The 26,488-nt window shown below is 67.9% G+C and carries 24 protein-coding genes and 4 tRNA genes; 12 read left to right on the top strand and 16 right to left on the bottom strand.

From position 1 onward, the window contains the following. Window positions 1–35: 35 nt before the first annotated feature. The 3 genes from dapE (at window position 36) to cls (ending at window position 3,665) form a co-directional block, all read left to right on the top strand. Complete coding sequence (gene dapE, locus HWX76_RS15630) at window positions 36–1,175, top strand: succinyl-diaminopimelate desuccinylase (protein WP_050012912.1); 1,140 nt, start codon at window positions 36–38, stop codon at window positions 1,173–1,175. An 11-nt stretch (window positions 1,176–1,186) separates the two neighbouring features. Further along, on the top strand, window positions 1,187–2,095 hold the full coding sequence (gene prmB, locus HWX76_RS15635; RefSeq protein ID WP_050012913.1) for a 50S ribosomal protein L3 N(5)-glutamine methyltransferase: 909 nt from the start codon (window positions 1,187–1,189) through the stop codon (window positions 2,093–2,095). A gap of 130 nt (window positions 2,096–2,225) precedes the next feature. Then, window positions 2,226–3,665 carry a cardiolipin synthase gene (cls, locus tag HWX76_RS15640; protein WP_050012914.1) on the top strand — a complete coding sequence of 480 codons (1,440 nt, stop codon included), beginning with the start codon at window positions 2,226–2,228 and terminating at the stop codon, window positions 3,663–3,665. Window positions 3,666–3,730: 65 nt separating this feature from the next. On the opposite strand, the gene HWX76_RS15645 is transcribed toward cls, so the two are convergent. Further along, window positions 3,731–4,210 carry a glutathione peroxidase gene (locus HWX76_RS15645; RefSeq protein ID WP_050012915.1) on the bottom strand — a complete coding sequence of 160 codons (480 nt, stop codon included), beginning with the start codon at window positions 4,208–4,210 and terminating at the stop codon, window positions 3,731–3,733. Between the two features lie 136 nt (window positions 4,211–4,346). On the opposite strand from HWX76_RS15645, the gene HWX76_RS15650 reads away from it, so the two are divergent. Further along, window positions 4,347–6,278, top strand: coding sequence for an ATP-binding cassette domain-containing protein (locus tag HWX76_RS15650; RefSeq protein WP_124593998.1), 1,932 nt, complete (start codon window positions 4,347–4,349; stop codon window positions 6,276–6,278). A gap of 217 nt (window positions 6,279–6,495) precedes the next feature. Here the strand turns inward: HWX76_RS15650 and HWX76_RS15655 are convergent, their stop codons facing one another. The 3 genes from HWX76_RS15655 to alr form a co-directional block, all read right to left on the bottom strand. Then, a complete protein-coding gene (locus tag HWX76_RS15655; protein ID WP_050012917.1) occupies window positions 6,496–6,762 on the bottom strand; it encodes a DUF2866 domain-containing protein in 267 nt (88 codons plus the stop codon). Between the two features lie 148 nt (window positions 6,763–6,910). After that, window positions 6,911–8,287 (bottom strand): DNA repair protein RadA, encoded by a 1,377-nt coding sequence (gene radA, locus HWX76_RS15660; protein ID WP_050012918.1) that lies wholly within the window; start codon window positions 8,285–8,287, stop codon window positions 6,911–6,913. A gap of 11 nt (window positions 8,288–8,298) precedes the next feature. Beyond that, complete coding sequence (alr, locus tag HWX76_RS15665; protein WP_050012919.1) at window positions 8,299–9,369, bottom strand: alanine racemase; 1,071 nt, start codon at window positions 9,367–9,369, stop codon at window positions 8,299–8,301. Between the two features lie 218 nt (window positions 9,370–9,587). Between alr and lplT the strand changes: the two genes are divergently transcribed. Then, window positions 9,588–10,895: a lysophospholipid transporter LplT gene (gene lplT, locus HWX76_RS15670; RefSeq protein ID WP_050012920.1), complete on the top strand. Its 1,308-nt coding sequence runs from the start codon at window positions 9,588–9,590 to the stop codon at window positions 10,893–10,895. Between the two features lie 58 nt (window positions 10,896–10,953). Next, window positions 10,954–11,763: a bifunctional hydroxymethylpyrimidine kinase/phosphomethylpyrimidine kinase gene (thiD, locus tag HWX76_RS15675; protein WP_089488574.1), complete on the top strand. Its 810-nt coding sequence runs from the start codon at window positions 10,954–10,956 to the stop codon at window positions 11,761–11,763. Window positions 11,764–11,781: 18 nt separating this feature from the next. Here thiD and HWX76_RS15680 read toward each other — a convergent pair whose 3' ends face one another. From HWX76_RS15680 to tsaB, 4 genes are read right to left on the bottom strand one after another with little or no spacing between them, the layout of a single operon-like run. After that, window positions 11,782–12,747, bottom strand: a complete 966-nt coding sequence (locus HWX76_RS15680; protein WP_050012922.1) for a DUF1853 family protein — start codon at window positions 12,745–12,747, stop codon at window positions 11,782–11,784. Continuing rightward, on the bottom strand, window positions 12,744–13,775 hold the full coding sequence (locus tag HWX76_RS15685) for a uracil-DNA glycosylase (RefSeq protein ID WP_050012923.1): 1,032 nt from the start codon (window positions 13,773–13,775) through the stop codon (window positions 12,744–12,746). The genes HWX76_RS15680 and HWX76_RS15685 overlap by 4 nt, the downstream gene beginning before the upstream one ends. Beyond that, window positions 13,762–14,262, bottom strand: coding sequence for a ribosomal protein S18-alanine N-acetyltransferase (gene rimI / locus HWX76_RS15690; RefSeq protein ID WP_050012924.1), 501 nt, complete (start codon window positions 14,260–14,262; stop codon window positions 13,762–13,764). The genes HWX76_RS15685 and rimI overlap by 14 nt, the downstream gene beginning before the upstream one ends. Then, window positions 14,259–15,026: a tRNA (adenosine(37)-N6)-threonylcarbamoyltransferase complex dimerization subunit type 1 TsaB gene (gene tsaB, locus HWX76_RS15695; protein ID WP_050012925.1), complete on the bottom strand. Its 768-nt coding sequence runs from the start codon at window positions 15,024–15,026 to the stop codon at window positions 14,259–14,261. Before tsaB ends, rimI begins: the two co-directional genes overlap by 4 nt. Before the next feature lie 147 nt (window positions 15,027–15,173). On the opposite strand from tsaB, the gene HWX76_RS15700 reads away from it, so the two are divergent. From HWX76_RS15700 to aceA, 3 genes are all read left to right on the top strand, one after another. Continuing rightward, the gene (locus tag HWX76_RS15700; protein WP_050012926.1) at window positions 15,174–15,443 is read left to right on the top strand and encodes an acyl-CoA-binding protein; all 270 of its coding nucleotides are present in this window, start codon (window positions 15,174–15,176) and stop codon (window positions 15,441–15,443) included. 356 nt (window positions 15,444–15,799) lie between these two features. Next, window positions 15,800–17,356, top strand: coding sequence for a DEAD/DEAH box helicase (locus tag HWX76_RS15705; RefSeq protein WP_050012927.1), 1,557 nt, complete (start codon window positions 15,800–15,802; stop codon window positions 17,354–17,356). Window positions 17,357–17,751: 395 nt separating this feature from the next. Further along, on the top strand, window positions 17,752–19,059 hold the full coding sequence (aceA, locus tag HWX76_RS15710) for an isocitrate lyase (protein WP_050012928.1): 1,308 nt from the start codon (window positions 17,752–17,754) through the stop codon (window positions 19,057–19,059). A 210-nt stretch (window positions 19,060–19,269) separates the two neighbouring features. Here the strand turns inward: aceA and HWX76_RS15715 are convergent, their stop codons facing one another. Continuing rightward, window positions 19,270–19,704, bottom strand: coding sequence for a universal stress protein (locus tag HWX76_RS15715; RefSeq protein ID WP_050012929.1), 435 nt, complete (start codon window positions 19,702–19,704; stop codon window positions 19,270–19,272). A gap of 159 nt (window positions 19,705–19,863) precedes the next feature. Then, the gene (locus HWX76_RS15720; protein WP_050012930.1) at window positions 19,864–20,769 is read right to left on the bottom strand and encodes a LysR family transcriptional regulator; all 906 of its coding nucleotides are present in this window, start codon (window positions 20,767–20,769) and stop codon (window positions 19,864–19,866) included. A gap of 158 nt (window positions 20,770–20,927) precedes the next feature. On the opposite strand from HWX76_RS15720, the gene HWX76_RS15725 reads away from it, so the two are divergent. Both HWX76_RS15725 and aceB read left to right on the top strand, forming a co-directional pair. Further along, entirely contained in the window at window positions 20,928–21,695 is a 768-nt protein-coding gene (locus HWX76_RS15725; RefSeq protein WP_089488575.1) for a haloacid dehalogenase type II, read from the top strand. 68 nt (window positions 21,696–21,763) lie between these two features. Beyond that, on the top strand, window positions 21,764–23,356 hold the full coding sequence (gene aceB / locus HWX76_RS15730) for a malate synthase A (protein WP_050012932.1): 1,593 nt from the start codon (window positions 21,764–21,766) through the stop codon (window positions 23,354–23,356). 138 nt (window positions 23,357–23,494) lie between these two features. Here the strand turns inward: aceB and HWX76_RS15735 are convergent, their stop codons facing one another. Continuing rightward, entirely contained in the window at window positions 23,495–23,908 is a 414-nt protein-coding gene (locus HWX76_RS15735; protein WP_050012933.1) for a gamma-glutamylcyclotransferase family protein, read from the bottom strand. Between the two features lie 280 nt (window positions 23,909–24,188). Here HWX76_RS15735 and HWX76_RS15740 point away from each other — a divergent pair, with 280 nt between their 5' ends. Continuing rightward, complete coding sequence (locus tag HWX76_RS15740; protein WP_050012934.1) at window positions 24,189–25,070, top strand: helix-turn-helix transcriptional regulator; 882 nt, start codon at window positions 24,189–24,191, stop codon at window positions 25,068–25,070. 25 nt (window positions 25,071–25,095) lie between these two features. On the opposite strand, the gene HWX76_RS15745 is transcribed toward HWX76_RS15740, so the two are convergent. From HWX76_RS15745 to HWX76_RS15765, 5 genes are all read right to left on the bottom strand, one after another. After that, on the bottom strand, window positions 25,096–25,560 hold the full coding sequence (locus HWX76_RS15745) for a GNAT family N-acetyltransferase (protein ID WP_069617696.1): 465 nt from the start codon (window positions 25,558–25,560) through the stop codon (window positions 25,096–25,098). A gap of 349 nt (window positions 25,561–25,909) precedes the next feature. Continuing rightward, window positions 25,910–25,986 (bottom strand) — tRNA-Asp (locus HWX76_RS15750). A gap of 73 nt (window positions 25,987–26,059) precedes the next feature. Next, window positions 26,060–26,135 (bottom strand) — tRNA-Glu (locus tag HWX76_RS15755). 67 nt (window positions 26,136–26,202) lie between these two features. Next, window positions 26,203–26,279: transfer RNA gene (locus tag HWX76_RS15760), tRNA-Asp, on the bottom strand. A gap of 80 nt (window positions 26,280–26,359) precedes the next feature. After that, a tRNA-Glu gene (locus HWX76_RS15765) sits at window positions 26,360–26,435 on the bottom strand. Between the last annotated feature and the right edge of the window lie 53 nt (window positions 26,436–26,488).

The raw sequence follows: 26,488 nt of genomic DNA on the forward strand, positions 1-26,488 counted from the left end.
CGCGCCGGCATTTTTTATCGAAAGTGGTCCGAACCATGTCCGCCACCCTAGCCCTTACCGAACAGCTGATCGCCCGCGCGTCCGTGACGCCCGACGACCAGCACTGCCAGCAGATCATGACCGAGCGCCTCGCCGCGCTCGGCTTCGAATGCGAGACCATCGCGTCGCACGGCGTGACCAACCTGTGGGCTGTCAAGCGCGGCACCGGCGGCCGCGACGGCAAGCTGCTCGCGTTCGCGGGCCACACCGACGTCGTGCCGACCGGCCCGCTCGAACAGTGGACGTCGCCGCCGTTCATTCCCGCCCATCGCGACGGCAAGCTGTACGGCCGCGGCGCGGCCGACATGAAGACGTCGCTCGCGGCGTTCGTCGTCGCGTCCGAGGAATTCGTCGCGGCCCATCCCGACCACCGCGGCGCGATCGCGTTCCTGATCACGAGCGACGAGGAAGGCCCGGCCACCGACGGCACCGTGAAGGTCGTCGAACTGCTGCAGGCACGCGGCGAGCGGCTCGACTACTGCATCGTCGGCGAGCCGACGTCGAGCGCCGAGCTCGGCGACGTCGTCAAGAACGGCCGCCGCGGGTCGATGTCCGGCGAACTGGTCGTCAAGGGCGTGCAGGGCCACATCGCGTATCCGCACCTCGCGAAGAACCCGATCCACCTGCTCGCGCCGGCGCTCGCCGAGCTCGCCGCCGAGCAATGGGACGAAGGCAACGAATACTTCCCGCCGACCACCTGGCAGGTGTCGAACCTGCACGCCGGCACCGGTGCGACCAACGTGATCCCCGGCCACGCCGACCTGATGTTCAACTTCCGCTTCTCGACCGCGAGCACCGTCGAAGGCCTGCAGGCCCGCGTGCATGCGATCCTCGACAAGCATGGCCTCGAATACACGCTGAAGTGGTCGGTGAGCGGCCTGCCGTTCCTCACGCCGCGCGGCGAACTGTCGGGCGCGCTGGAAAACGCAATTCGCACCGAGACCGGCATCACGACCGAGCTATCGACGACGGGCGGCACGTCGGACGGCCGCTTCATCGCGCGCATCTGCCCGCAGGTGATCGAATTCGGCCCGCCGAACGGCAGCATCCACAAGATCGACGAGCACATCGAAGTGCGCTTCGTCGACCCGCTGAAGAACGTGTACCGACGCGTGCTCGAACAACTGATCGCCTGACGGAGCCTCGCATGACGACACCTTTTGCCACAGTTCGCGACCTGCTGCGCTACGCGGTCACGCGCTTCTCGAAAGCAAAGCTCGCGTTCGGCCACGGTTCCGACAACGCGTACGACGAAGCGGCCTACCTCGTGCTGCATACGCTCGACCTGCCGCTCGACACGCTCGAGCCGTTCCTCGACGCGCGCCTCTTGCCCGACGAAATCGCGGCCGTGCTCGCGGTGATCGAACGACGTGCGGCCGACCGCGTGCCGGCCGCGTACCTCACGCATGAAGCGTGGATGCATGGCCACCGTTTCTACGTCGACGAACGCGTGATCGTGCCGCGCTCATTCATCGGCGAATTGCTCGACGACGGGCTGCAGCCGTATGTCGCCGATCCCGAGCAGGTCGGCGCGGTGCTCGAACTGTGCACCGGCTCCGGCTGCCTCGCGATCCTCGCGGCGAGCGCGTTCCCGAACGCCGAGATCGACGCGGTCGACCTGTCGGACAAGGCGCTCGAAGTCGCGGAAATCAACGTGCGCGACTACGGCCTCGAAGACCGCATCGGGCTGCACCGCGGCGACCTTTACGCCCCGCTGCCCGCGTTCCGCACCGATCCCGACTCGCGCTACGACGTGATCCTGACGAACCCGCCGTACGTGAACGCCGCGTCGATGGCCGCGCTGCCGCCCGAATACCGGCACGAGCCGGAGATGGCGCTCGCCGGCGGCGACGACGGGATGGACATCGTGCGACGCATCGTCGCCGACGCGCACCGCTGGCTGCATGACGACGGCGTGCTCGTCGTCGAGATCGGCAACGAGCGCGAGCACGTCGAAGCGGCGTTCGGCGGCCTCGAGCTCACGTGGCTGCCCACCAGCGCGGGCGACGACGCCGTGTTCCTGATCCAGGCGTCGGACCTGCCCCGCAAGGGCTGAGCGTTCCGCCGGGACCGCCGTGCGGCGCACCATTGCGCCGCACGGTTGGGTAAGATGCGCGTAGGCGGCCGCCCGGCCGCACGACTTCGGGAGTCCCCTCGGGCGTCCCGCGGGAGTCCTTCAAGCGCCCATGACCCTCGACTGGCTACATCTCGGCACCCTGATCCTGACCATCCACGTGCTCGGGATCGTCGCGGCATGCCATGCAATCATGAACACGCGCACGTCGCAAGGCGCGATCGCGTGGGCCGTCTCGCTCACGGCCATGCCGTACCTGACGCTCGTTCCCTACCTGTTCCTCGGCCGCAGCAAATTCTCCGGCTACGTCGACGCCCGGCGCCACGAACTCGAAATGTTGCGCACGCACACACCGCGTTCGCCGTGGCGCGCGACCGACGCAACCGACGGGCCGGCCGCCGACGCGCTGGGGCAGGCTGCCGTGCTCGCGCTCACGCGGCTCGGCGGCATGCCGTTCCTCGGCGGCAATTCGGTGCGCACGCTCGTCAACGGCGACGCGACGTTCTCGGCCATCCTGTCGGCGATCGACGCCGCGCGCGACTACGTGCTCGTCCAGTTCTTCATCGTGCGCGACGATGCGCTCGGCCGGATGCTGCGCGACTCGCTGCTCGCGCGCGTGGCCGCCGGCGTACGCTGCTGCGTGCTGTACGACAGCATCGGCTGCTTCGACCTGCCGCACAGCTACGTCGACGCATTGCGCCGCGGCGGCGTCGAGGTCCATCCGTTCGCGACCAACCGGAAATTCGTCAACCGCTTCCAGTTGAACTTCCGCAACCATCGCAAGATCGTCGTCGTCGACGGCAATTGCGCGTTCGTCGGCGGCCACAACGTCGGCGTCGAATATCTCGGCGCGAATCCGCGCCTGTCGCCGTGGCGCGACACCCACATCGAGATACGCGGCCCCGTGGTGGCGAGCATCCAGTACGTGTTCGCCGAAGACTGGCACTGGGCGACGCAGAAGCTGCCGCCGATCGCGCTGCCGCCGCCCGCGCAGCCCGGCGACGGCATGCATTGCCTCGCGGTGCCGATGGGGCCCGCCGACAAGCAGGAAACCGGCTCGCTGTTCTTCGCCGAATCGATCAATGCCGCCCGCGAGCGGGTGTGGATCACCACGCCGTACCTCGTTCCCGACGAAGCCGTGGTGTCCGCGCTGAAGCTCGCCGTGATGCGCGGCGTCGACGTGCGCATCCTGATCCCGAGCCGGCGCGATCACTACGTCGTGTTCGAGGCGTCGAAGCTTTACGCGCGCGACCTCGTCGATGCGGGCGTGAAAGTGTTCCGCTACCGGCCCGGTTTCCTGCACCAGAAGGTCGTGCTGATCGACCGCATCGCGGCAGCAATCGGCAGCGCGAATCTCGACAACCGTTCGTTCCGCCTCAATTTCGAGGTCATGGTGCTGACCGTCGACCCGGCCTTCGCCGAGGAGGTCGAAACGATGCTCGACGCCGACTTCGCTCAGGCGTACGAGGTCGACGCGGACGAATACCGGCAGTCGCCCGCCTGGCGGCGCATCGCGATGCACGTCGCGCGGCTGTTCGCACCGATCCTGTAACGGCGCCGCGACGACCGCCGCCCCCGCACGATCCGCACCGGCGCCGCGCACGCGGCGCTGCGCCGTCACAGCAGCTTGTCGATGTCCGCGGCGATTTCGTCGGGCTTGGTGGACGGCGCGTAGCGCTTGACGATGCGCCCTTCGCGGTCGATCAGGAATTTCGTGAAATTCCACTTGATCGCCTTGAGGCCGAGAATGCCGGGCGCCTCGTCGGTCAGGTAGCGATACAGCGGATGCGCGTGGTCGCCCTTCACGTCGATCTTCGCGAACATCGGGAACGTGACGCCGTAGTTGCGTTCGCAGAACGCACCGATCTGCTCGGCGTCGCCCGGCTCCTGCTTGCCGAACTGGTTGCACGGGAAGCCGAGTACGAAGAAGCCGCGCGCCGCGTACTGGTCGTACAGCTTCTGCAGCCCCGCGTATTGCGGCGTGAAACCGCACTCGCTCGCGGTATTGACGATCAGCAGCACCTTGCCGCGATACGCGTCGAGCGACACCGGCGCACCGGCCAGCGTCTCCGCGTTGAACGAATACAGGGTGGACATCGGGCACTCCTTTTACGAAACCGGATCGACGTGGAGTCTAGGCGAAATCGCGCCGTTGCGGCATCCGCCGAACGGCCGATGCCCGGCGCGACCGGCGCGCGGTCTAGAATAGCGGTTTTGGCCAGTCATTTCCGCCGTGATCCGTTTCAATCAGTTCAGCCTTGCGCGCGGCACCAAGCCGCTGTTCGAGTCGACCTCGTTCGTGCTCAATCCCGGCGAGAAAGCCGGCCTGATCGGCGCGAACGGCGCCGGCAAGTCGACGCTGTTTTCCGTCCTGCGCGGCGAGCTGCATTCCGACGGAGGCGATTTCTCGATGCCGCCGTCGTGGCGGATCGCCCACGTGTCGCAGGAAACGCCCGCGGTCGATCGTTCCGCGCTCGACTACACGCTCGACGGCGATACCGCGCTGCGCGAGATCGAGGCCCGCATCGCCGCCGCGTCGGCCGCGCATGACGGCGCCGCCGAAGGCGACGCGCACGCGGCGTTCGCCGACGCCGACGGCTACACCGCGCCGGCCCGCGCCGAAGCGCTGCTGCTCGGCCTCGGCTTCACGCTCGCGCAAACGCGCGAATCCGTCGCGAGCTTCTCCGGCGGCTGGCGCATGCGCCTGAACCTCGCGCAGGCGCTGATGTGCCGCTCCGACCTGCTGCTGCTCGACGAACCGACGAACCACCTCGACCTCGACGCGATCGTGTGGCTCGAAGACTGGCTGCACCGCTACCCCGGCACGCTCGTCGTGATTTCGCACGACCGCGAATTCCTCGATTCGATCTGCAACGTCACGCTGCATCTGGAAAACCGCCAGGTGAAGCGCTACGGCGGCAACTACTCGCAGTTCGAAGTGCTGCGCGCACAGCAACTGGCGCTGCAGCAAAGCGCGTACGAAAAGCAGCAGAAGACGATCGAGCACCTGCAGAGCTTCGTCGACCGCTTCAAGGCCAAGGCGACCAAGGCCAAGCAGGCGCAAAGCCGGATGAAGGCGCTCGAGAAGATGGAGCTGATCGCGCCCGCGCACATCGCGTCGCCGTTCACGTTCGAATTCCGCACGCCCGATGCCGCGCCGAACCCGATGATGGTGATGGAAGACGTCCGCTGCGGCTACCATGCCGACGACGGAACGGATATCCCGATCGTCGAGCGCGTCGCGCTGTCGATCCAGAACGGCCAGCGCATCGGCCTGCTCGGCGCCAACGGCCAGGGCAAGTCGACGCTGATCAAGACGCTGGCCGGCACGCTCGCGCCGCTGTCCGGGCAGGTCCGCGACGGCAAGGGGCTGACGATCGGTTATTTCGCGCAGCACCAGCTCGAAACGCTGCGCGAAGACGATTCGCCGCTCGCGCATCTGGCGCGGCTCGCGCCCGACACGCGCGAGCAGGAATTGCGCGACTTCCTCGGCGGCTTCAATTTCTCGGGCGACATGGCGACCAGCCCGGTCGGGCCGTTCTCGGGCGGCGAAAAAGCGCGCCTCGCGCTGGCGCTGATCATCTGGCAGAAGCCGAACCTGCTGCTGCTCGACGAACCGACGAACCACCTCGACCTCGAAACGCGCCACGCGCTGACGATGGCGCTCGCGCAGTTCGAAGGCACGCTGATCCTCGTGTCGCACGATCGTCACCTGCTGCGCGCGACGACTGACCAGTTCATGCTGGTCGCGAAGCACCGGCTGCAGCCGTTCGACGGCGACCTCGACGACTACCGCGACTGGCTGCTGCAGCACGCGGCCGAGCAACGCGCGGCCGCGAAGGCCGACAGCGCGGCCGCCGCAGGCGCCGATCCGGGCGTCAACCGCAAGGACCAGAAGCGCCAGGCGGCCGAGGAACGCCAGCGGCTGTCGCAGCTGAAGAAACCGCTGCAGAACCGCATCACGAAGCTCGAAAAGGAAATGGAAGCACTGCACGCGGAGAAGGCGCGCCTCGACGCGTTCGTCGCCGATCCGGCGAGCTACGAAGCCGCGCGCAAGACGGAACTGACCGACGCGATCCGTACGCTCGGTGAAGTCACGACCCGGCTCGAGACGGTCGAGGCCGACTGGCTCGCCGTGCAGGAAGAACTCGAGCAGATCGGCTGAACGCGGCCATCGGCGCCGGCAGGCGACGAGCGTGTCGGCGGCGGCATAGCGCGGCGGGGCGCCGGGGCGTCGACACCCCATGAATCCGCCGGGCCGGGCCGCGCCCCGGGCCGGCCCGGAAACGACAAGGCCGGGCGCCCTGGCCCGGCCTCGTTGTCATTGCTGCGTTCGACGCGGTTGCGTCGGCTGGCGCCCGTATGCCCGCCGCACCATCCGCTCAGCGGCGCGGCAGCGTATCGCGCGGCATCTGCTCGTCGTCGTCCATCAGGTACCGGCGCCCTTCGGTTGGCCGGCGGATCGCCGCGGCGACTTCCGCTTCCGTCACATCCTCGGACACGACCTTGCGCGCCAGACGCCCTTCTTCGTCGATCCACTCGACGATCCGGCATCCGCCGCCCCACGGCTGGCGAATCGGCTCCGACACGCGGCAGCCGCGCAGGTTGTAAAGGCGTCCGCCAGGCGCTTCCCCATAGGATTTCAACATAGGTTCCCTTCGCATTGCGCGGTTCGACAATCCGGCAAAGGATAGGGAAAAGCGATGTCCGGCGGGTTACAGCAGCCTACATATTCTTTACAGCGAATTACGCGACAGATCGCCCGGCGACGCACGAGCCGTGCGCGCGCCGGGCCGCTCATTCAAGATCGCGCACGCGGTCGATCGCCTGCTCGAGCCGCTCGACGGCCATCACGTTGAGCCCTTCGATCGGCTGTTTCGGCGCATTCGCCTTCGGGATCAGCGCGGACGTGAAGCCGAGCTTCGCCGCCTCGCGCAGCCGTTCCTGCCCGCGCGGGGACGGCCGGATCTCGCCGGCCAGCCCCACCTCGCCGAACACGATCAGCCCTTTCGGCAGCGCCTTGTTGCGCATCGACGAGTGAATGGCGAGCAGCACCGCGAGGTCGGCGGCCGGCTCGGTGATCTTCACGCCGCCCACCGCGTTCAGGAACACGTCCTGATCGAAGGCCGCGATGCCCGCGTGGCGGTGCAGCACCGCAAGCAGCATCGCGAGCCGGTTCTGCTCGAGGCCGACCGCGAGCCGGCGCGGGTTCGGCACGTGCGCCGTATCGACGAGCGCCTGGATTTCGACGAGCAGCGGGCGCGTGCCCTCCTGCGTGACGAGCACGCACGAACCGGGCACGACCTGCTCGTGCTGCGACAGGAACAGCGCGGACGGGTTGGCCACGCCGCGCAGCCCGCGCTCGGTCATCGCGAACACGCCGAGTTCGTTGACCGCGCCGAAGCGGTTCTTGAACGCGCGCACGAGCCGGAACGACGAATGCGTGTCGCCCTCGAAGTACAGCACCGTGTCGACGATGTGCTCGAGCACGCGCGGGCCGGCGAGGTTGCCCTCCTTCGTCACGTGCCCGACCATGATGATCGCGGTGCCCGACTGTTTCGCGATGCGCGTGAGCTGCGCCGCGCACTCGCGCACCTGCGCGACCGAGCCCGGCGCCGACGTCAGCGCCTCGGAATAGACGGTCTGGATCGAGTCGATGACGGCCACGTCCGGCCGCTCCGCGTCGATCGCGGCCTGGATCTTCTCGAGCTGGATCTCGGCGAGCAGCTTCAGTTCGGCCGCCGGCGCGCCGCCGTCGAGCAGCGCGAGCCGTTGCGCGCGCAACGCGATCTGCGCGGCCGATTCCTCGCCACTGATATAGAGCGCGCGCCGCTCGTTCGCGATATCCGCGAGCGACTGCAGCAGCAGCGTCGACTTGCCGATGCCCGGATCGCCACCGATCAGCACGACGCCGCCGGGCACCAGCCCGCCGCCCAGCACGCGGTCGAATTCGCCGATGCCGGTCGAGAAGCGCGGGACGTCGGCAGCCTCGATGTCGGCGAGACGCTGGACCGGCGCCCGCTTCGCGAGCGACTGGAACCGATGGGCGGCCGGCGACTCGGCGACCGATTCGACGAGCGTGTTCCACGCCTGGCACGACGGGCACTGGCCCTGCCACTTCGGGGTCTGTCCGCCGCACTCGCTGCAGACGTATACGGTTTTCTGTTTGGCCACGCGCGACGCCCTCATTCCGCTCGCACCGGCACGCGGGCCGCGACCGCGCACATCAGCTCGTAGCCGATCGTCCCGCAATGGCGCGCGACGTCGTCGATCGGCAGCGCGTTGCCCCACAGCTCCACGCGCGCGCCGACGCCGGCCTGCGGGCACGGCGTCAGGTCGACGGTGATCATGTCCATCGACACGCGACCGACGATCCGCGTGCGGATGCCGTCGACGATCACCGGCGTGCCTTCCGGCGCCACGCGCGGATAGCCGTCCGCGTAGCCGCACGCGACGACGCCGATCCGCATCTGCGCCTGCGCGGAGAACGTCGAGCCATAGCCGATCGCCTGGCCCTTCGCGATCGTCTGCACCGCGATCAGCTCGGACGAGAGCGTCATCGCGGGCTTCAACCCCGTGTCGGCGATATCGGACGACAGCCCGGACGGCGACGCCCCATACAGCACGATCCCCGGCCGCACCCAGTCGAAGTGCGTGTCCGGATGCCACAGCACGGCCGCCGAATTCGCGAGACTGCGCGCGCCGGCGATGTTTTCCGCGCCGCGCTCGAACGTCGCGAGCTGCTCGGCGACGCCGCGCGCGTTGTCCGCGTCCGAAAAATGGGTCATCAACGTGATCTGGCCGATGCCGGGGCACGCGCGGGCGCGCTCCCACGCGGCACGGTATTTTTCCGGCGTGTAACCGAGCCGGTTCATCCCGCTGTTCATCTTGAGCTGCACGTTGACGGGCTTCGACAGCCGCGCCGTTTCCAGCATCCGCATCTGCTCGTCGTTGTGGACGGTCGTGGTCAGGCTGTAGCGGTCGATCACGTCGATGTCGGTCGAGCGGAAGAAGCCTTCGAGCAGCAGGATCGGGCCGGCCCAGCCGAGCTCGCGCAGCTTCACGGCCTCGTCGAGGTCGAGCAGGCCGAAGCCGTCGGTGCCGCGCAGGCCCGGAAACGCACGGGCGAGACCGTGGCCGTACGCGTTGGCCTTGACGACCGCCCAGACCTTGGACGGGCCGGCAAAGCGGCGGACGACGGAGAGATTGTTCGCGAGAGCGGCGGTGTGGATGGTGGCGGAGATCGGGCGCGGCATGGGAAATTTACGTAAAGACGCTTGCGAATCATCAGCTTACCGCGCCTTTTGAGCACCGAAGCCGACAATTTGCGGAACGATCGGGGAATCTTGCTAGTCCGAATTCGCGTATTTTCATGTTATAAAGCCGTGCGCACAACCCATTTCGAACGGAATAAGCCGATCGCATACCAGGCGGCCTACGCGGCCCTGCCGCAGCGACGAAAGCATCGCATCAGATGAAAAAAGGTTTTTACACCATCATGGCCGCGCAGTTTTTCTCGTCGCTGGCCGACAATGCGCTTCTCATCGCCGCCATCGCCCTGCTGAAAGACCTCCACGCCCCCAACTGGATGACACCGCTGCTGAAGCTGTTCTTCGTGTTGTCGTATGTGGTGTTGGCGGCGTATGTCGGTGCGTTCGCGGATTCGCGTCCGAAGGGCCGCGTGATGTTCATCACCAACTCGATCAAGGTGGTCGGCTGCCTGATCATGCTGTTCGGCGCGCACCCGCTGATCGCGTACGGGATCGTCGGGTTCGGCGCGGCGGCCTACTCGCCCGCCAAATACGGGATTCTCACCGAGCTGCTGCCGGCCGACCGGCTGGTCGCCGCGAACGGCTGGATCGAAGGCACGACCGTCAGCTCGATCATTCTCGGCACCGTGCTCGGCGGCGCGCTGATCAGCCCGCACATCGCGGCGCACGTGATCGCGCACACGCCGGCCTGGATCGGCACGCCCGCCGAAGCCGCGATGGCGATCATCATGGCGATCTACGTGGTCGCCGCGCTGTTCAACCTGCGCATTCCCGACACGGGCGCCCGCTATCCGAAGCAGGAACGCGGCCCGGTCAAGCTGCTCACCGATTTCGCCGACTGCTTCATGGTGCTCTGGCGCGACAAGCTCGGCCAGATCTCGCTCGCGGTCACGACGCTGTTCTGGGGAGCGGGCGCGACGCTGCAGTTCATCGTGCTGAAGTGGGCCGAGGTGTCGCTCAACATGTCGCTGTCCGAAGGCGCGATCCTGCAGGCCGTCGTCGCGGTCGGCGTCGCGGCCGGCGCGATTGCCGCCGCCGCGCGGATTCCGCTGAAGAAGTCGCTGACCGTGCTGCCCGTCGGCATCATCATGGGCATCGCGGTGATGCTGATGGCGTTCTACACGCGCGACCTGTTCCCCTCGCACTGGGCCGTGCATTTCGGCCATCTGCGCCTGCCGTTCTACCTGATCGTCGCGTACATCTTCCTGATCGGCGTCGGCGCGCTGTCCGGCTACTTCGTCGTGCCGATGAACGCGCTGCTGCAGCATCGCGGCCACGTGCTGCTATCGGCCGGCCATTCGATCGCGGTGCAGAACTTCAACGAGAACCTGTCGGTGCTCGTGATGCTGTGCCTGTATGCGGTGCTCGTGTGGCTCGACGTGCCGGTCGGCGTCGTGATCGTGCTGTTCGGTACGTTCGTCTGCCTGACGATGTGGCTCGTGATGCGCCGCCATCAGGCGAACCAGCGTCAGTTCGACTCGGTCGCGCTGATCGGCGAATCGCGGCACTGACGCTACACTTCCGGTTTTCGTCCGCCGGCGCCGGTCCTCGAACCGGCGCGTTGCCCTCATGACGCACCCGATACCCAACCTCCTGACGATCGCCGGCTCCGATTCGGGCGGCGGCGCAGGCATCCAGGCCGACCTGAAGACGTTTTCCGCGCTCGGCGCGTATGGCGCGAGCGTGATCACCGCGCTGACCGCGCAGAACACGCGCGGCGTGACGGGCGTGCATGCGCCGGACGCCGCGTTCGTGACCGCGCAGCTCGACGCGGTGTTCGACGACATCCGCATCGATGCGGTCAAGATCGGGATGCTCGCGAACGCGGCGATCGTGCAGGCGGTGGCCGACGCGCTGCGCCGTTACGCGCCGCGCTTCGTCGTGCTCGACACGGTGATGATCTCGAAGAGTTCGCACGCGCTGCTCGCGCCCGATGCCGTCGCCGCGCTGCGCGACACGCTGCTGCCACTCGCGACGGTCGTCACGCCGAATCTCCCCGAAGCGGCCGCGCTGCTGAACGTTGCGCCCGCCACCACCGAAGACGACATGGTCCGGCAAGGTCAGGCGCTGCTGCAGAGGGGCGCGCGCGCCGTGCTGATGAAGGGCGGCCACCTGCCCGACGCATCCGCGAGCCCCGACTGGCTCGTCGAAGCGACCCGCACGGTGCGGCTCGACGGCGCGCGCGTGCCGGTCAGCAACACGCACGGCACCGGCTGCACGCTGGCGTCGGCGATCGCCGCGCTGCTGCCGCAGCAGCCCGATCTGGAAAGCGCGGTGCGGGAAGCCAAGACCTACCTGACCGGCGCGATCGCCGCGAGCGGCCACCTCGACGTCGGTCACGGCGTCGGCCCGGTCCATCACTTTCACCGCTGGTGGTGAGCGGCCGCTGACGCGGCGTCAGCGATCCTGTGCGGCGAACGCCTGCGCGCGCGCCGGCCAGTCGTCGGGCACGACGAACCCGCGCGCCGTCTCGCGCCACGTGCCGTCACTCCCCTTTTCGTGGATGCCGATCAGGTCGGGCGCCTCGCGCGTCGCCAGCACGGGCGGCAGTTCCGGTGCGCTCGCCAGCGGCTCGGGCTCGACACCCGCGCCGGCGGCGACACGTCGCGGCGCCAACCACGCCAGCCGCGGCAATACGCTCCATGCGGCGCCGTCACGCTGCGCAGCCGCCCACGCCGGCCACTGCGCATGCGTCAGCCAGAAACCGCGCGGGTGATCCGGCGCGATTTCGGCGGATACCGGCGGCACCGGCGCGCCGTGCGGATGGAACAGCCAGCCCTTGATGAACATCTGCGCGTCGGACGGTGCACCGTAGCCGAGCCGGGCGAAGCCGTCGTGTTCGCCGAGCCGCAACTGGTGGTCGAGCAGCCGGCTGCGCTTGCGGTCGAACCGGTCGACGAGATTGGGGCCGACGAAGTCGGCGAGCGACGCGCCGTCGCGGACCGGCGCGCACAGATAGCACTTCACCGCGAGTTCCCAGTGCAGGCGTCGACCGTCCGGCGCATCGACGAGAAAGTCGACTTCGCCGAGCGTGCGGCCGTTGCTGCGCAGCGGCAGATTAGCCGCGACGAGCCGCAGCGACGGCCCGTGCGTCAGGAAGTATTCGAGCAGGCATTCGGCATAGCGGCCGAGCCGGGTGGGCCGAAACCCGTCGAGCGCGCGATGCAGCGGCCCGGGCTGCGCATCGAGCGCGGCGAGCCACGCTTCGACGGCCGCTTGGCCCGCCGCATCCGGCCAGGGGCGCGCGAGCGGCGCGCCCGGCACCGCGGTGAGCAGGCTCGGGCTGGCCAGCAGCCAACCCAGATCGCGTACCGCGGCGTCGAGCAGCGTATCGACGAACGCGCACGCCGCGCCGGTCGTCATGACCCGGCCGGGCCGTTCGCGCCGCCGCCTTGCGCACGCTGGAATGTATCGCGTGCGAGGCACAGGTCGGCCCACGCCTTCGACTTGTCCTGCAGGCTGCGCAACAGGTAGGCCGGGTGGTAGGTAACGATCACCGGCACGCCCTCGTACGCATGCACGCGGCCGCGCAGCGATGCGATGCTGGCGTCCGTCTTCAGCAGCGTCTGCGCGGCAAACCGGCCGAGCGCGACGATCAGCTTCGGCTTCACGAGCGCGACCTGGCGCTGCAGATACGGCTCGCAACTCGCGACCTCGTCCGGCTCCGGGTTGCGGTTGCCGGGCGGCCGGCACTTGATCACGTTCGCGATGTACACGTTGTCGCCGCGCTTGAGCGACAGCGACTGCAGCATGTTGTCGAGCAGCTTGCCGGCCTGGCCGACGAACGGCTCGCCCTGCTTGTCCTCGTTCTCGCCCGGCGCTTCGCCGATCAGCATCCAGTCCGCTTCGCGGTCGCCGACGCCGAACACGGTGTTGGTCCGCTTCTCACACAAGCGGCACAGCGTGCAGTCGGCCACGCGCGCGGCCAGCGCATCCCAGTCGAGCGTGGCGACCGGCGTGCCGGCAGGACGCGATTCGGCGAGCGGCGCGGGCGTGGATTCGCCCGGCGGCGCCGCGTCGAACCAGGCGAAATCGTCGTCCGCTGCCGGCGGCGCATCATCCTTCGGCGCCATCGTATCGGGCGATGCCGCCGATGCAGCTTGCGCAGGCGGGCGATCGCCGTCGTCGACACCGTGCGCCGACACCCGCGATTCGCGAGCCGCAGAGGCGCCGGCCGCGCCACGCGCGACGGCCGTCGGCGCATCGTCCTGCACCGGTGCACGCGCTGCCCGCACCGGCCGATCGGCCGCGACGGCGGAACCGTCGTCGGTCGCCGCGGTCTGCGCGACGGCAGGCGCGTCGGCTGCCGCGCCTTCGTCCGCGCGCTGCCCGCGCCGCACCCAGATCTGCGCGAGGCCCAGTTCCTCGAGCGCCGCTTCACCCCACGCCATGTGCGTCCCCCTCGTCCTTGTTCAGCGTCAGACGCATCACGATCGCGTCCTCCCGGCTCCGATGCTTCGCCGGATAGTAATTCTTGCGCCGGCCGATCGTCACGAAGCCGAAGCGCTCGTACAGATGGATCGCGCGCGGATTCGACGGCCGCACTTCGAGCAGCATGCCGTCGAGCCCTTCCGCGCGCGAAATGCGCACCGCCTCGCGCAGCAGCGCGAGGCCCGCGCCCGCGTGCTGCGCGACCGGCGCGACGCACAGGTTCAGCAGATGCATCTCGTCGACCACGGGCATCAGCACGCAATAGCCGACGAGCGAGCCCGTCACGTGCCTCAGGCACACGCCCAGATAGCCGTTGCGCAGCGAATCCTCGAAGTTGCCGCGGCTCCACGGGAATTCGTACGCGACGTGCTCGATTGCGACGACCTCGTCGAGATCGGCGTCCGTCATCGGCGCCAGATAGCGGTCGCTCAGCAGGACACCCGTCATCCCTTCGCTCCGCCCGTCTGCGCGGCCCGTACAGCGAGGCGCTCGGCCGTCGTCTGCGCGACCTTGTCGCGCACGTATTCGGGCGCGGCCTGTTCGGCCGGCACCGCTCGCCCGGCGCGGAACGCGCGCAGCGCGGCATGCGCGACCGCCAGCGCATGCGGCAGCGCATCGCCGTCGATCACGGCCGCCCGCGCGGCGGCCGGCAATTGCGCGCCGAACGCCGCGGCCGCATTGCCGGCGAGCGTAAACGGCGCGTCGGGCACGCCGACGGTCCCCGGTGCGTCGAGCGACGCCGGATGCAGCGTGCGCCAGTCGCCCGCGCCGTCGTCCCATTCGAAATCCGCCCAGTAGGCTTCGTCCATCCGCGCGTCGAGCGCGGCGAGCACGCGGGTCGTGCCGGGCGCGCGCAGCCGCGCGTGCTCGGCGCATGCGAGCAGCGTGCCGATCGGCACGACCGGCAGCCCGGCGCCGAACGCGAGGCCCTGGGTAATGCCCGTCGCGGTACGCAGGCCCGTGAACGAGCCGGGGCCCGCGCCGAACGCGATCGCGTCGCAGTCGGCGAGCGTCAGCCCGGATTCGGCGAAGAGTTCCTGGATCGCCGGCAGCACGCGCGTGCTCGACACGGCGCCCGTCGGTTCGTGACGGACCCAGGTTTGCGGAGTGGAAACGGCGTCATCGGCCGGGGCCGAGCGCAGCAGCGCGACCGAGCAGTATTCGGTCGACGTATCGATGGCGAGGAGCACTGTTTGCGTCATGGCCGACATTGTAATGCGCCGCCCAGCTCCCACGGGCCATCGGGCCCGATCTGTGCGCACGTGCGGCGCCGGCGGCGGTTTGGAAGGATCGCTCGACCCGGCGCGACGGTCCGCTTGTTAAGATCGGCCGATCTGAAACCCTTACGGAGACACCCGATGAGCGAACTCACCGCCCAATTCGACCAGGCCCAGATCGACGTCAAGCAACTGACGGAACGGCCGGGCAATCTGACCCTGCTGCGCCTGTACGCGCTCTTCAAGCAGGCGACCGACGGCGACGCGCACGGCGACAAGCCCGGCTTCACCGATATCGTCGGCAAGTACAAGTACGATGCCTGGGAAGCGCTGAAGGGCACGTCGCCGGACGCGGCGAAGCAGCAGTACGTCGAACTCGTCGAATCGCTGAAAAACGGCACGGCGTCCTGACCAAACCGCCCCCGCCGCAATAGGCAATCAAATCAGTGGCGCAGCGCAGCAAATTTCTTTATAATGCGGCCTGCGTCACCTCCCGCGCTCGGCTCGAAGCCGTTCCGGCCCGACGCCTCGTAGCGTTAAGCTCCAATCCGGTTTAGAACCTGTCCCCTCCTGCTTCGACCCTTGCGGTCGTCAACTAGGCTGGCGGCCCCGCTCCAGAAGCGCGCCGCACCCAAAACAGCTTCTAATGCCTCATCCGCCGACGGTTCGGCGGATTGCACCCGTTTCCCGATTTGCTCGCTGAATCCGACGACTTGGGTATGCGCGATTGGCGCCGACGTTTCACCCACTGTGTTTCAAGGATTGTTATGACTTCGAGCATCAACTCCAGCCCGCTCAACGCGATCGCCGACCAGGCGCTCGGTCTCGACGCCGCCGCCGCACCGGCCGCGGTCGAACCGGCGTCGGACGAGCCGAGCTTCGCGTCGCTCGGGTTGTCGCCGGAGATCGTCTCCGCGCTGCAGGCCGCCGGCTACGTGAAGCCGACGCCGGTCCAGCAGCGCGCGATTCCGGCCGGCATCGCCGGCCGCGACCTGCTGGTGTCGAGCCCGACCGGTTCGGGCAAGACCGCCGCATTCATGCTGCCCGCGATCGAACGTTTCGCACAGCTCCAGAAGACGCAGGCGCAGCAGCCGCGCGCGCCGCGCGACCCGAACCAGGGCGATCGCCGCGCGCGCCGCCCGCAACCCGTCGCGCGCCCGGGCCTGCTCGTGCTGACGCCGACCCGCGAACTGGCGATGCAGGTCACGACGGCCGCCTCGACGTACGGCAAGCACCTGAAGCGCCTGCGCACGGTCAGCATCCTCGGCGGCGTCGCCTACGGCCAGCAGCTGATGCTGCTCGCGAAGAACCCGGAAATCCTGGTTGCGACGCCGGGCCGCCTGCTCGATCACCTCGAGCGGGGCCGTATCGACCTGTCCGAACTGAAGATGCTGGTGCTCGACGAAGCCGACCGCATGCTCGACATGGGCTTCATCGAAGACATCGAAACGATCGTCGCCGCCACGCCGGAATCGCGCCAGACGATGCTGTTCTCGGCCACGCTCGACGGCAAGATCGGTTCGCTGACGGGCCGCCTGCTGAAGGACCCGGAGCGCATCGAGATCCAGCAGCGCCTCGAGTCGCGCACGAACATCGCGCAGACGGTCCACTACGTCGACGACCGCGATCACAAGGATCGCCTGCTCGATCACCTGTTGCGCGACGACGCGCTCGACCAGGCGATCATCTTCACGGCGACCAAGATCGACGCCGACCAGCTCGCCGGCCGTCTCGCCGACGCAGGCTTCGAATCGGCCGCGCTGCACGGCGACCTGCCGCAGGGCGCGCGCAACCGCACGATCCGTGCGCTGCGCGAGCGCCGCGTGCGCGTGCTGGTGGCGACCGACGTCGCGGCACGCGGCATCGACATCCCGGGCATCACGCACGTGTTCAACTACGACCTGCCGAAGTTCGCGGAAGACTACGTGCACCGTATCGGCCGTACCGGCCGCGCGGGCCGTTCGGGCACGGCGGTCAGCCTCGTGCACCACGCCGAGCAAGGCGCGCTCAAGCGCATCGAACGCTTCGTGCGCTCGCCGCTGCCGGTCAACGTGGTCGAAGGTTTCGAGCCGCGCAAGTCGCCCCCGCGTAACGGCGGCACCGGCGGCCGCGGCCGTCCAGGCGGTGGTAACGGCGGTCGTCGTTTCGGCGGCAAGCCGGGCGGCGGTTATGGCGGCAACGGCAATAGCAGCGGCAACGGTCGCAGCTACGGCGGCGGCAATGGCGGTGGCTGGAGCGGCAAGCCGGGCGGCAGCCGTGACGGCGGCCCGCGTCGCGACGGCCAGCGCAGCGGCGCCCCGCGCCGTAGCAATTCGGCATCGTAAGCATCTGGGCGGCCCTGCAGCCGCCCCCGCGGATGGGCATCTCGCCCATTCAACCAACCGGCGCATCCGCGCCGGTTTTTTTTCGCCCCACCGCCAATTTCACGATGCAGGAAATTTTTTTGCGTCGTAAAAAATCATGCTGCACGGCACAACCCGTGCGATTGCGGGATAGGAAAACGCATTTCTTATCTCGAAATGACGAATGCAACCCGTTGATTAAAAACAATTAAAAAATTCCGCACTTCCCGAGCCAGCCCCTGTTTCGCTCCCGCCGATTTGCCTAGACTCTTATACAAGACTTCGCGAACGGGAACGCATCGCTTCCCCGCCTCGCGAACCGCATCGTCACCGCCAGATTCGGCCCGTCACGCATACATCGCATCAAGGAGCTCATCATGTCGCGTCAGCAACAGGCACAGGAACTGCAGCAGCAATGGGAAACCGATCCGCGCTGGAAGGGCATCAAGCGCAGCTACTTGGCCGAGGACGTGGTCCGCCTGCGCGGCTCGATCCCGATCGAGCACACGCTGGCCAAGCGCGGCGCGGAAAAGCTGTGGAGCCTCATCAACAACGAGCCGTTCGTCAACGCCCTCGGCGCGCTGACCGGCAACCAGGCGATGCAGCAGGTGAAGGCCGGCCTGAAGGCCATCTACCTGTCCGGCTGGCAAGTGGCCGGCGACGCGAACGTCGCGGGCGAAATGTACCCGGACCAGTCGCTGTATCCGGCGAACTCGGTGCCGCTCGTCGTCAAGCGCATCAACAACACGCTCACGCGCGCCGACCAGATCCAGTGGTCGGAAGGCAAGAACCCGGGCGACGAAGGCTACGTCGATTTCTTCGCGCCGATCGTCGCCGATGCGGAAGCCGGCTTCGGCGGCGTGCTCAACGCGTTCGAGCTGATGAAGGCGATGATCGAGGCCGGCGCGGCGGGCGTCCACTTCGAGGACCAGCTCGCGTCGGTGAAGAAGTGTGGCCACATGGGCGGCAAGGTGCTCGTGCCGACGCGCGAAGCCGTCGCGAAGCTGTCGGCCGCGCGTCTCGCGGCCGACGTGATGGGCACGCCGACCGTGCTGGTGGCCCGCACCGACGCGGAAGCGGCCGACCTGATCACGTCCGACGTCGACGACAACGACAAGCCGTTCCTGACCGGCGAGCGCACGGTGGAAGGCTTCTTCCGCACGAAGCCGGGCCTCGAGCAGGCGATCTCGCGCGGCCTCGCGTACGCACCGTACGCGGACCTGATCTGGTGCGAAACGGGCAAGCCGGATCTCGAGTACGCGAAGAAGTTCGCGGAAGCGATCCACAAGCAGTTCCCGGGCAAGCTGCTGTCGTACAACTGCTCGCCGTCGTTCAACTGGAAGAAGAACCTCGACGACGCGACGATCGCCAAGTTCCAGAAGGAACTCGGCGCGATGGGCTACAAGTTCCAGTTCATCACGCTGGCCGGCTTCCATGCGCTGAACTACTCGATGTTCAACCTCGCGCACGGCTATGCCCGCACGCAGATGAGCGCGTTCGTCGAACTGCAGCAGGCCGAGTTCGCGGCGGCCGACAAGGGCTTCACGGCCGTCAAGCACCAGCGCGAGGTCGGCACCGGCTACTTCGACGCGGTGACGCAGACGGTCGAACGCGAAGCGTCGACGACCGCGCTGCACGGCTCGACCGAGGACGAACAGTTCTTCGACGGCAAGAAGGTCGCGTAACACGCCAGGCGTTACGCCGATGCCCGCCGCGTCTCGCGACGCCGCGGCATCGGCCACCGGAACAACAATCAGGGAGGAGACGGCAGGCGCGCGAGTCCCATCGCGCAACCGGCCGCGCGGCCTGCGGGCCGCCAGCAACGCTGCGCGCCGGCTTCGTCCGGCGCGCCCTTTTTCCGATGCGCAGCCCGCCCCGCCACGGCCGGCGCTGCCCTACCGATAGACGATCACCGGAATTTTCGTATGGGTCAGCACGCGCTGCGTCTCGCTGCCGATCAGCAGGCTGCCGAGCCCGCGGCGTCCGTGGGACGCCATGAAGATCACGTCACACCCGCCGCGTTCGGCCGCCTCGATGATGCCGAGATACGGCGACGGATGCACGCTCGTCCACGTGTCGCACGCGACCCCGGCCGCCTTCGCGGCCGCTTCCACCTCGTCGAGATGCGCGCGCGCCTCGCGCTCGCTGCGCGCGCGGAAATCGGCGGGCGGCTCGATGATCACTTCGGAAAACGGCGAGTACGGGTATTGCGGCAGGCACGCATAGGCCGTGACCTGCGCGCCGACCGCGCGCGCCAGGTCGATCGCGCCGTCGATCGCCTTTTGCGACAGTTCGGAACCGTCGGTTGGAACGAGGATGTGCCGGAACATCGCGCCCTCCTTCGTCAATCGCACGCCGCGCGCCCCGGCTCCGGCCGAGCCGGCCGCGACACCGCGTGCATGCCTCTTACGATTGTAGTGGGTGAAACCGCGCAAGCCGCACCGCCAGCGGGTTCGCCCTCATATCGGAAACACGCGGGCGCGCGGCGCCTACTCGCCCCAATAGCCGGGCCGCTCGTACGTGTGCTTCAGGTAATCGAGAAACAGGCGCACGCGCAGCGGCAGATGTCGGCGCTGCGGAAACACCGCGTGAATGCCGATCGGCGGCGCGGCGAACGCATCGAGCACGCTGACGAGCCGGCCGGCCGCGACGTCCTCGCCGACTTCCCACCACGAGCGCCACGCGAGGCCGTGGCCGGCGAGGCACCATTCGTGCAGCACCGCGCCGTCCGAGCATTCCATCGTGCCGTTCACGCGGATCGACACGACCTTGTCGCCTTCCTGGAACGCCCAGCCGCGCTGCTGGTTCGCATTCGCCGCGAGCGCGAGGCAGTTGTGCCGCGCCAGTTCCGCGAGCGTGGCCGGCGTGCCGCGCCGTGCGAGATACGCGGGCGACGCGACGCACACGCGGCGGTTCTCGCCGAGCTTCAGCGACACGAGCGACGAATCGGGCAGCTCGCCGAGCCGCACCGCGCAATCGAACCCCTCGTTGACGAGGTCCACCATCCGGTCGGACAGGTCGAGCGTGACCGACACGTCCGGATGCGCGCCGCTGAATTCGGGCACGAGCGGCGCGACGTGCCGCCGGCCGAAGCCGGCCGGCGCGGAGAGCCGCAGATGGCCGCTCGCCTTGACACCGCCGGCGGACACGCTCGCTTCCGCGTTCTGCATCTCGTTGATGATGCGCTGGCAATCCTCGAGGAACGCCGACCCCTCGAACGTCAGCGTGAGCTTGCGCGTCGTGCGCACCAGCAGCTTCACGCCGAGCCGCTCCTCGAGTGCGTCGAGGCGGCGGCCGATGATCGCCGGCGCGACGCCTTCCGCGTGCGCGGCCGCCGACAGGCTGCCTTTGGCCGCGACCGCGGCGAACGTTTCGATCTGTTTGAACCGGTCCATGACTCCGTCGAGAGGACGGCCTCGCCGTCCTTCAAATAGCTTGAGCCGCACAAGATTAGGTATATGAAAGTAAAAGATCAAGTGATGTTTAGCGTCTTTTTTAGCAGCTTATATCACGAATAGAATCGACCCGACCTCTGAAACTGGAGCGCAAGGCTATGTCGGCCACAACGACACTCTCCTCCCCCGACGCCATCCTCTTCGACGCATTCGGCACGTTGTTCGACGTGCGTGCCGTGCTGGCCGCGGCTGAGCAGATGTTTCCCGGACACGGGGAACGGTTGTCGCAGCTGTGGCGGCGCAAGCAGATCGAATACTCGCAGCTGCGCACGCTCGCCGATCCGGCCGGCGCGCACTATCGCCCGTTTCGGGACATCACGCTCGACGCGCTGCGGTTCGCCGCGCGCAGGCTCGGGCTCGCGCTGAACAGTGCGGCCGAGAAACGCCTGATGGACGAATACGCGTGCCTGTCCACCTATCCCGACACGGTGCCCGCGCTGCGCCAGCTGCACGCGCTCGACCCGCGCCCGCCGCTCGCGATCCTGTCGAACGGCACCCCGCAGATGCTCGACATCGCGATCAAGAGCGCGGGCATGACCGGCCTGTTCGATCGCGTGCTGTCGGCCGACACCGTGCGCGCGTACAAGCCGAGCCCGGCCGCGTATGCGCTCGGCACCGCCGCGTTCGGCGCGAACCCGCGCGGCATCGTGTTCGTGTCGTCGAACGCGTGGGACGTCGCGGGCGCCACCTGGTTCGGCTACACGACGTTCTGGCTCAACCGCACGGGCGCGCCCGCCGAGGAACTCGGCGCGCCGCCCGACGGCACGGGCGCCGGCATGGCCGACCTGCTCGCGTTCCTCTCCACCCCCGCCCCGGCTCCGTCCGGCAGACCCGCAAACCGCACGCGCCCCGGCCCGGGTGCATGACGTTTCGCAGCGCTGCCGCCTTCCCCTTTCACCGAAACCGCAACTGACCGACCAAGGAGATGAAACTCATGAGCACCCCGATCACGCTGCCGCAAGGCATGACGATCACCGGCGAAATCAAGCCGGGTTACGAAGCGATCCTGACGCCCGACGCGCTGGCACTCGTCGCGTCGCTGCATCGCACGTTCGAATCGCGCCGCCAGACGCTGCTGCAGGCGCGCGTCGAGCGCACGAAACGCCTCGACGCGGGCGAGCGCCCCGATTTCCTCGCCGAGACGCAGGCGATCCGCGAAGGCGACTGGAAGGTCGCGCCGCTGCCGGCCGACCTGCAATGCCGCCGCGTCGAAATCACGGGCCCGGTCGAGCGCAAGATGATCATCAACGCGCTGAACTCGGGCGCCGATTCGTACATGACGGACTTCGAGGATTCGAACGCGCCGAGCTGGACGAACCAGATCGACGGCCAGATCAACCTGAAGGACGCGGTGCGCCGCACGATCTCGCTCGAGCAGAACGGCAAGTCGTACCGGCTGAACGACAAGGTCGCGACGCTGATCGTGCGTCCGCGCGGCTGGCACCTCGACGAGAAGCACGTGACGGTCGACGGCCAGCGCGTGTCCGGCGGCATCTTCGATTTCGCGCTGTTCCTGTTCCACAACGCGAAGGAACTGATCGCGCGCGGCTCGGGCCCGTACTTCTACCTGCCGAAGATGGAAAGCCATCTCGAGGCGCGCCTGTGGAACGACATCTTCGTCGCGGCCCAGGAAGCGATCGGCGTGCCGCGCGGCACGATCCGCGCGACGGTGCTGATCGAGACGATCCTCGCCGCGTTCGAGATGGACGAGATCCTGTACGAACTGCGCGAACACAGCTCGGGCCTGAACGCCGGCCGCTGGGACTACATCTTCTCGGCGATCAAGAAGTTCAAGAACGACCGCGACTTCTGCCTGGCCGAGCGTTCGAAGATCACGATGACAGTGCCGTTCATGCGCGCGTACGCGTTGCTGCTGCTGAAGACCTGCCACAAGCGCAACGCGCCGGCGATCGGCGGGATGAGCGCGCTGATCCCGATCAAGAACGATCCGGAAGCGAACGACAAGGCGATGGGCGGGGTGCGCTCGGACAAGCAGCGCGACGCGACCGACGGCTACGACGGCGGCTGGGTCGCGCATCCGGGCCTCGTGCCGATCGCGATGGAAGAATTCGTCAAGGTGCTCGGCGACCAGCCGAACCAGATCGCAAAGCAGCGCGACGACGTGCAGGTCGAAGGCAGGAACCTGCTCGACTTCCAGCCGGAAGCGCCGATCACCGAAGCCGGGCTGCGCAACAATATCAACGTCGGGATCCACTACCTCGGCGCATGGCTCGACGGCAACGGCTGCGTGCCGATCCACAACCTGATGGAAGACGCGGCGACGGCCGAGATCTCGCGCTCGCAGGTGTGGCAATGGATCCGCTCGCCGAAGGGCGTGCTCGACGACGGCCGCAAGGTCACGGCCGACCTCGTGCGCGAATTCGCGAAGCTCGAGCTCGACAACGTGAAGCGCTCGGTCGGCGGCAACACGCAGCCGTACGAACGCGCCGCGGCGATCTTCGAGCAGATGTCCACGTCGGAAGGCTTCACCGAATTCCTGACGCTGCCGCTGTACGAGGAAATTTGACGACGCCGTCGGCTGCGATCGCCGGACGGCCACGCCGTGTCGGCGGTCGCATGCGATGACGGGTCACCGGCAGGAAAAAAGCGCCCCGCGGGGCGCTTCCTCTTTTGCAGCGAATCCTGCCACCGCCCGCAGGCACGCTCAGGCGGCTTCCTGCTCGCGCCGGTGCTGAACCCAATCGCCGGACGCGATGCGCGGACGCCCGGCCGCCGCGTGCGCGGCGACCGGATAATACAGGCACGCGTACTGCCGGCCGCCGAGCTCGACCGTTACCTCGTCCGGCTTGAACAGCGAATCGACGCCCGGATAGACGCGCTCGATCTCGTCGAGCACCGGGACGAGCTGCGCGTCGACCTCGTAGACGTCGCCCCACACCAGCGACTTGCCGGCCGTACCGGCGATCATGCCCGGATACGTGCCGAAATCGACCAGTTCGCCCGGCAGCGCGGCCGCGCCCAGCAGCGTCGGCGCGGCGATGCCGTGGCGGGCGGCCGCATGGCCGATGTCGTTGGCCTGTCCGGCTCTCAAGGTGCCATAGACGAATACGTGGCGCATCGTGGTTCTCCTCTTCGATTCGTGTGTTGCCGTGTTGGCGTGCGACCGGTGCGCGATGGGCGCGACGTGGCGCACGCATCGATAGACCGCGATACCGGCCCGATGGTTCGAACCGTCGGTGCGACCGGCTGCGGGCGACCGGCTGCGGGCAGCCACCCCGGATTCGCCGACGCCCACACAAAGTTCATTTGAAGCCGGCATGATGGCCGAAAAACCGCCGCATGCGCACGCGCGGCGCCTTCTAAAATAACGGCATCGCCGCCGCGCCGCCCGAACTTTCATGAATCCGCCCGCCCAAGCCGACGTATCGAACCCGTACGACGTCATCGACATCCCGCCGGAATTCGCGCCGACCGCCGACCATCCGATGCGCGTGCGCGCGCGGCAGGTCGATGCCGGCCGCCGCATTCCGCTGCACACGCATGCGTGGGCGCAGCTCGCGTATGCGTCGCGCGGCGTGCTGCGCGTGGCGACGACCGGCACGACCTGGATGGTGCCGCCGTCCCGCGCGATCTGGGTGCCGCCGCACGTGTCGCACGAAGTCGTGATCGTCGAAGAGGCCTACTTGCGCACGCTGTATATCGACGAGTCGATCGTGCCGGGCGGGCTCGATGCATGCCGCGTCGTCGAGGTGACGGGGCTGCTGCGCGAGCTGATCGTCGCACTCGACGCGCGCGACCTGAGCGCCGCGCGCGAGCGCCTGCTGTGCGGGCTCGTGCTCGACGAGCTGAGTCATGCCGAACCGTTGCCGCTCGCGGTGCCGATGCCGGACGAAAAACGGCTGCGCCTGCTGTGCGAATCGGTACTCGCGCAGCCCGCGCATGCGGAGTCGCTCGAACACTGGGCGAGCGAGGTCGGCGCGAGCACGCGCACGATCTCCCGGCTCTTCAAGCAGGAACTGGGCGTGAGCTTTTCGCAGTGGCGCCAGCAGGCGCTGCTCGCGCGGGCGATCCCGCTGCTGAACCAGGGGCGACCGCTGTCGCACATCGCGCGCGAACTCGGCTACCAGAGCCAGAGCGCGTTCTCGGCGATGTTCCGCCGCGCATTCGGCGAAAGCCCGCGCGCGTTCATGCTGCGCGGCTACGAGCATCGGGGCCCGGAAGGCGACGTCGCGGAAAACGAAACGCCGGACGACGACGGCGCGATCGACGCGGCCCGCTGATCGCTCGTTCCCGCGCGCCGGACCGTCAGACCGGCCGCACCATGTGGCGGATCGAGCCGAGTTGCGCGAGCCGCGGCCCGGTGACGCGGTAGCCCATGCGCAGATACAGATGCGCGGCAGGATTGTCGACGAACACGCGCAACTGCAGTTCGTGCAGCCCGCGCGCACGCGCCCAGCGATGCGACATCTCGAGCATGTAGGTGCCGGCGCCCTGCCCGCGATGGCCGGCCGCGATCTGCACGTCGCGGATGTGCAGCGAATCGCCCTCCTCGGTCACACGCAGCACGCCGATGCGCTCGCCGTCGGCTTCGAGGATGAAGTTTTCGGATTCGCGCCAGCTCGCATAGAACAGGTCGCTGCGCCACACGAGCCCATGGCGCTTGTAGTAGCCGCCCATGTTGCCGTGCGTCAACGCTTCGGCATACGGAAAATCGCCGGGCTCCGCGGGTCGGAGCTGATACAGGAGTCGCAGGTCGGTCGGATCGAGCATCGCGCAGGAGTCGGAAACGCATCCCGCCACGATAGCGCAGTCGCGTGCGGATGCAATCGCGAATTTCTCGTAGGGGCGCGGCGCGCGGTGTGGGGTGTCAGCGGAAGGCACAATGGACGATTCAAATGAAAAAGCCCGCACGAGGCGGGCTTCTTCATTTTCTGGCGGAGCGGACGGGACTCGCCTACATCCCGCAGGCCGCGGCTGCGCGTGCACGCGCAGCCCTTCGAGTCCCGTCGGAAGCCGCGCAGGCGGCTTCCTCCGCTCCGCAGTCACGCGCCCGCGAGCGGGCACAACGACCGAATGCACAAACAACAATGCCCGCACAAGGCGGGCATTGTTGTTCGTTTGGCGGAGCGGACGGGACTCGAACCCGCGACCCCCGGCGTGACAGGCCGGTATTCTAACCGACTGAACTACCGCTCCAGTCTTGCTGCTTGCCTGGCAGGCGTCGGTTACTTCCTGCCGGCGCGTCGTTTGTTCGAACGACGCCGAAATCTGGCGTCCCCTAGGGGATTCGAACCCCTGTACTCACCGTGAAAGGGTGATGTCCTAGGCCTCTAGACGAAGGGGACAACGTACTGCTTACATCCTTAACGAGAAAGCCCGTTCAAAAAAACGCTTTTTGAACGGGCTTCGTTCTGGCGGAGCGGACGGGGCTCGAACCCGCGACCCCCGGCGTGACAGGCCGGTATTCTAACCAACTGAACTACCGCTCCAGCTTTTCTGCACCACCGCCTGCAGGATCTCGTCACGTTCCTGCACGCGTTGCGACACTTCCATGAAACGCCGCTGAATCTGGCGTCCCCTAGGGGATTCGAACCCCTGTACTCACCGTGAAAGGGTGATGTCCTAGGCCTCTAGACGAAGGGGACAACGTACTGCTTACATCTTTAATACAAAAGCCCGCTCAAAAACGTCTTGAACG

Origin of the sequence: Burkholderia sp. BCC0398, assembly GCF_902833245.1 — a bacterium.
Taxonomy (GTDB): domain Bacteria; phylum Pseudomonadota; class Gammaproteobacteria; order Burkholderiales; family Burkholderiaceae; genus Burkholderia; species Burkholderia sola.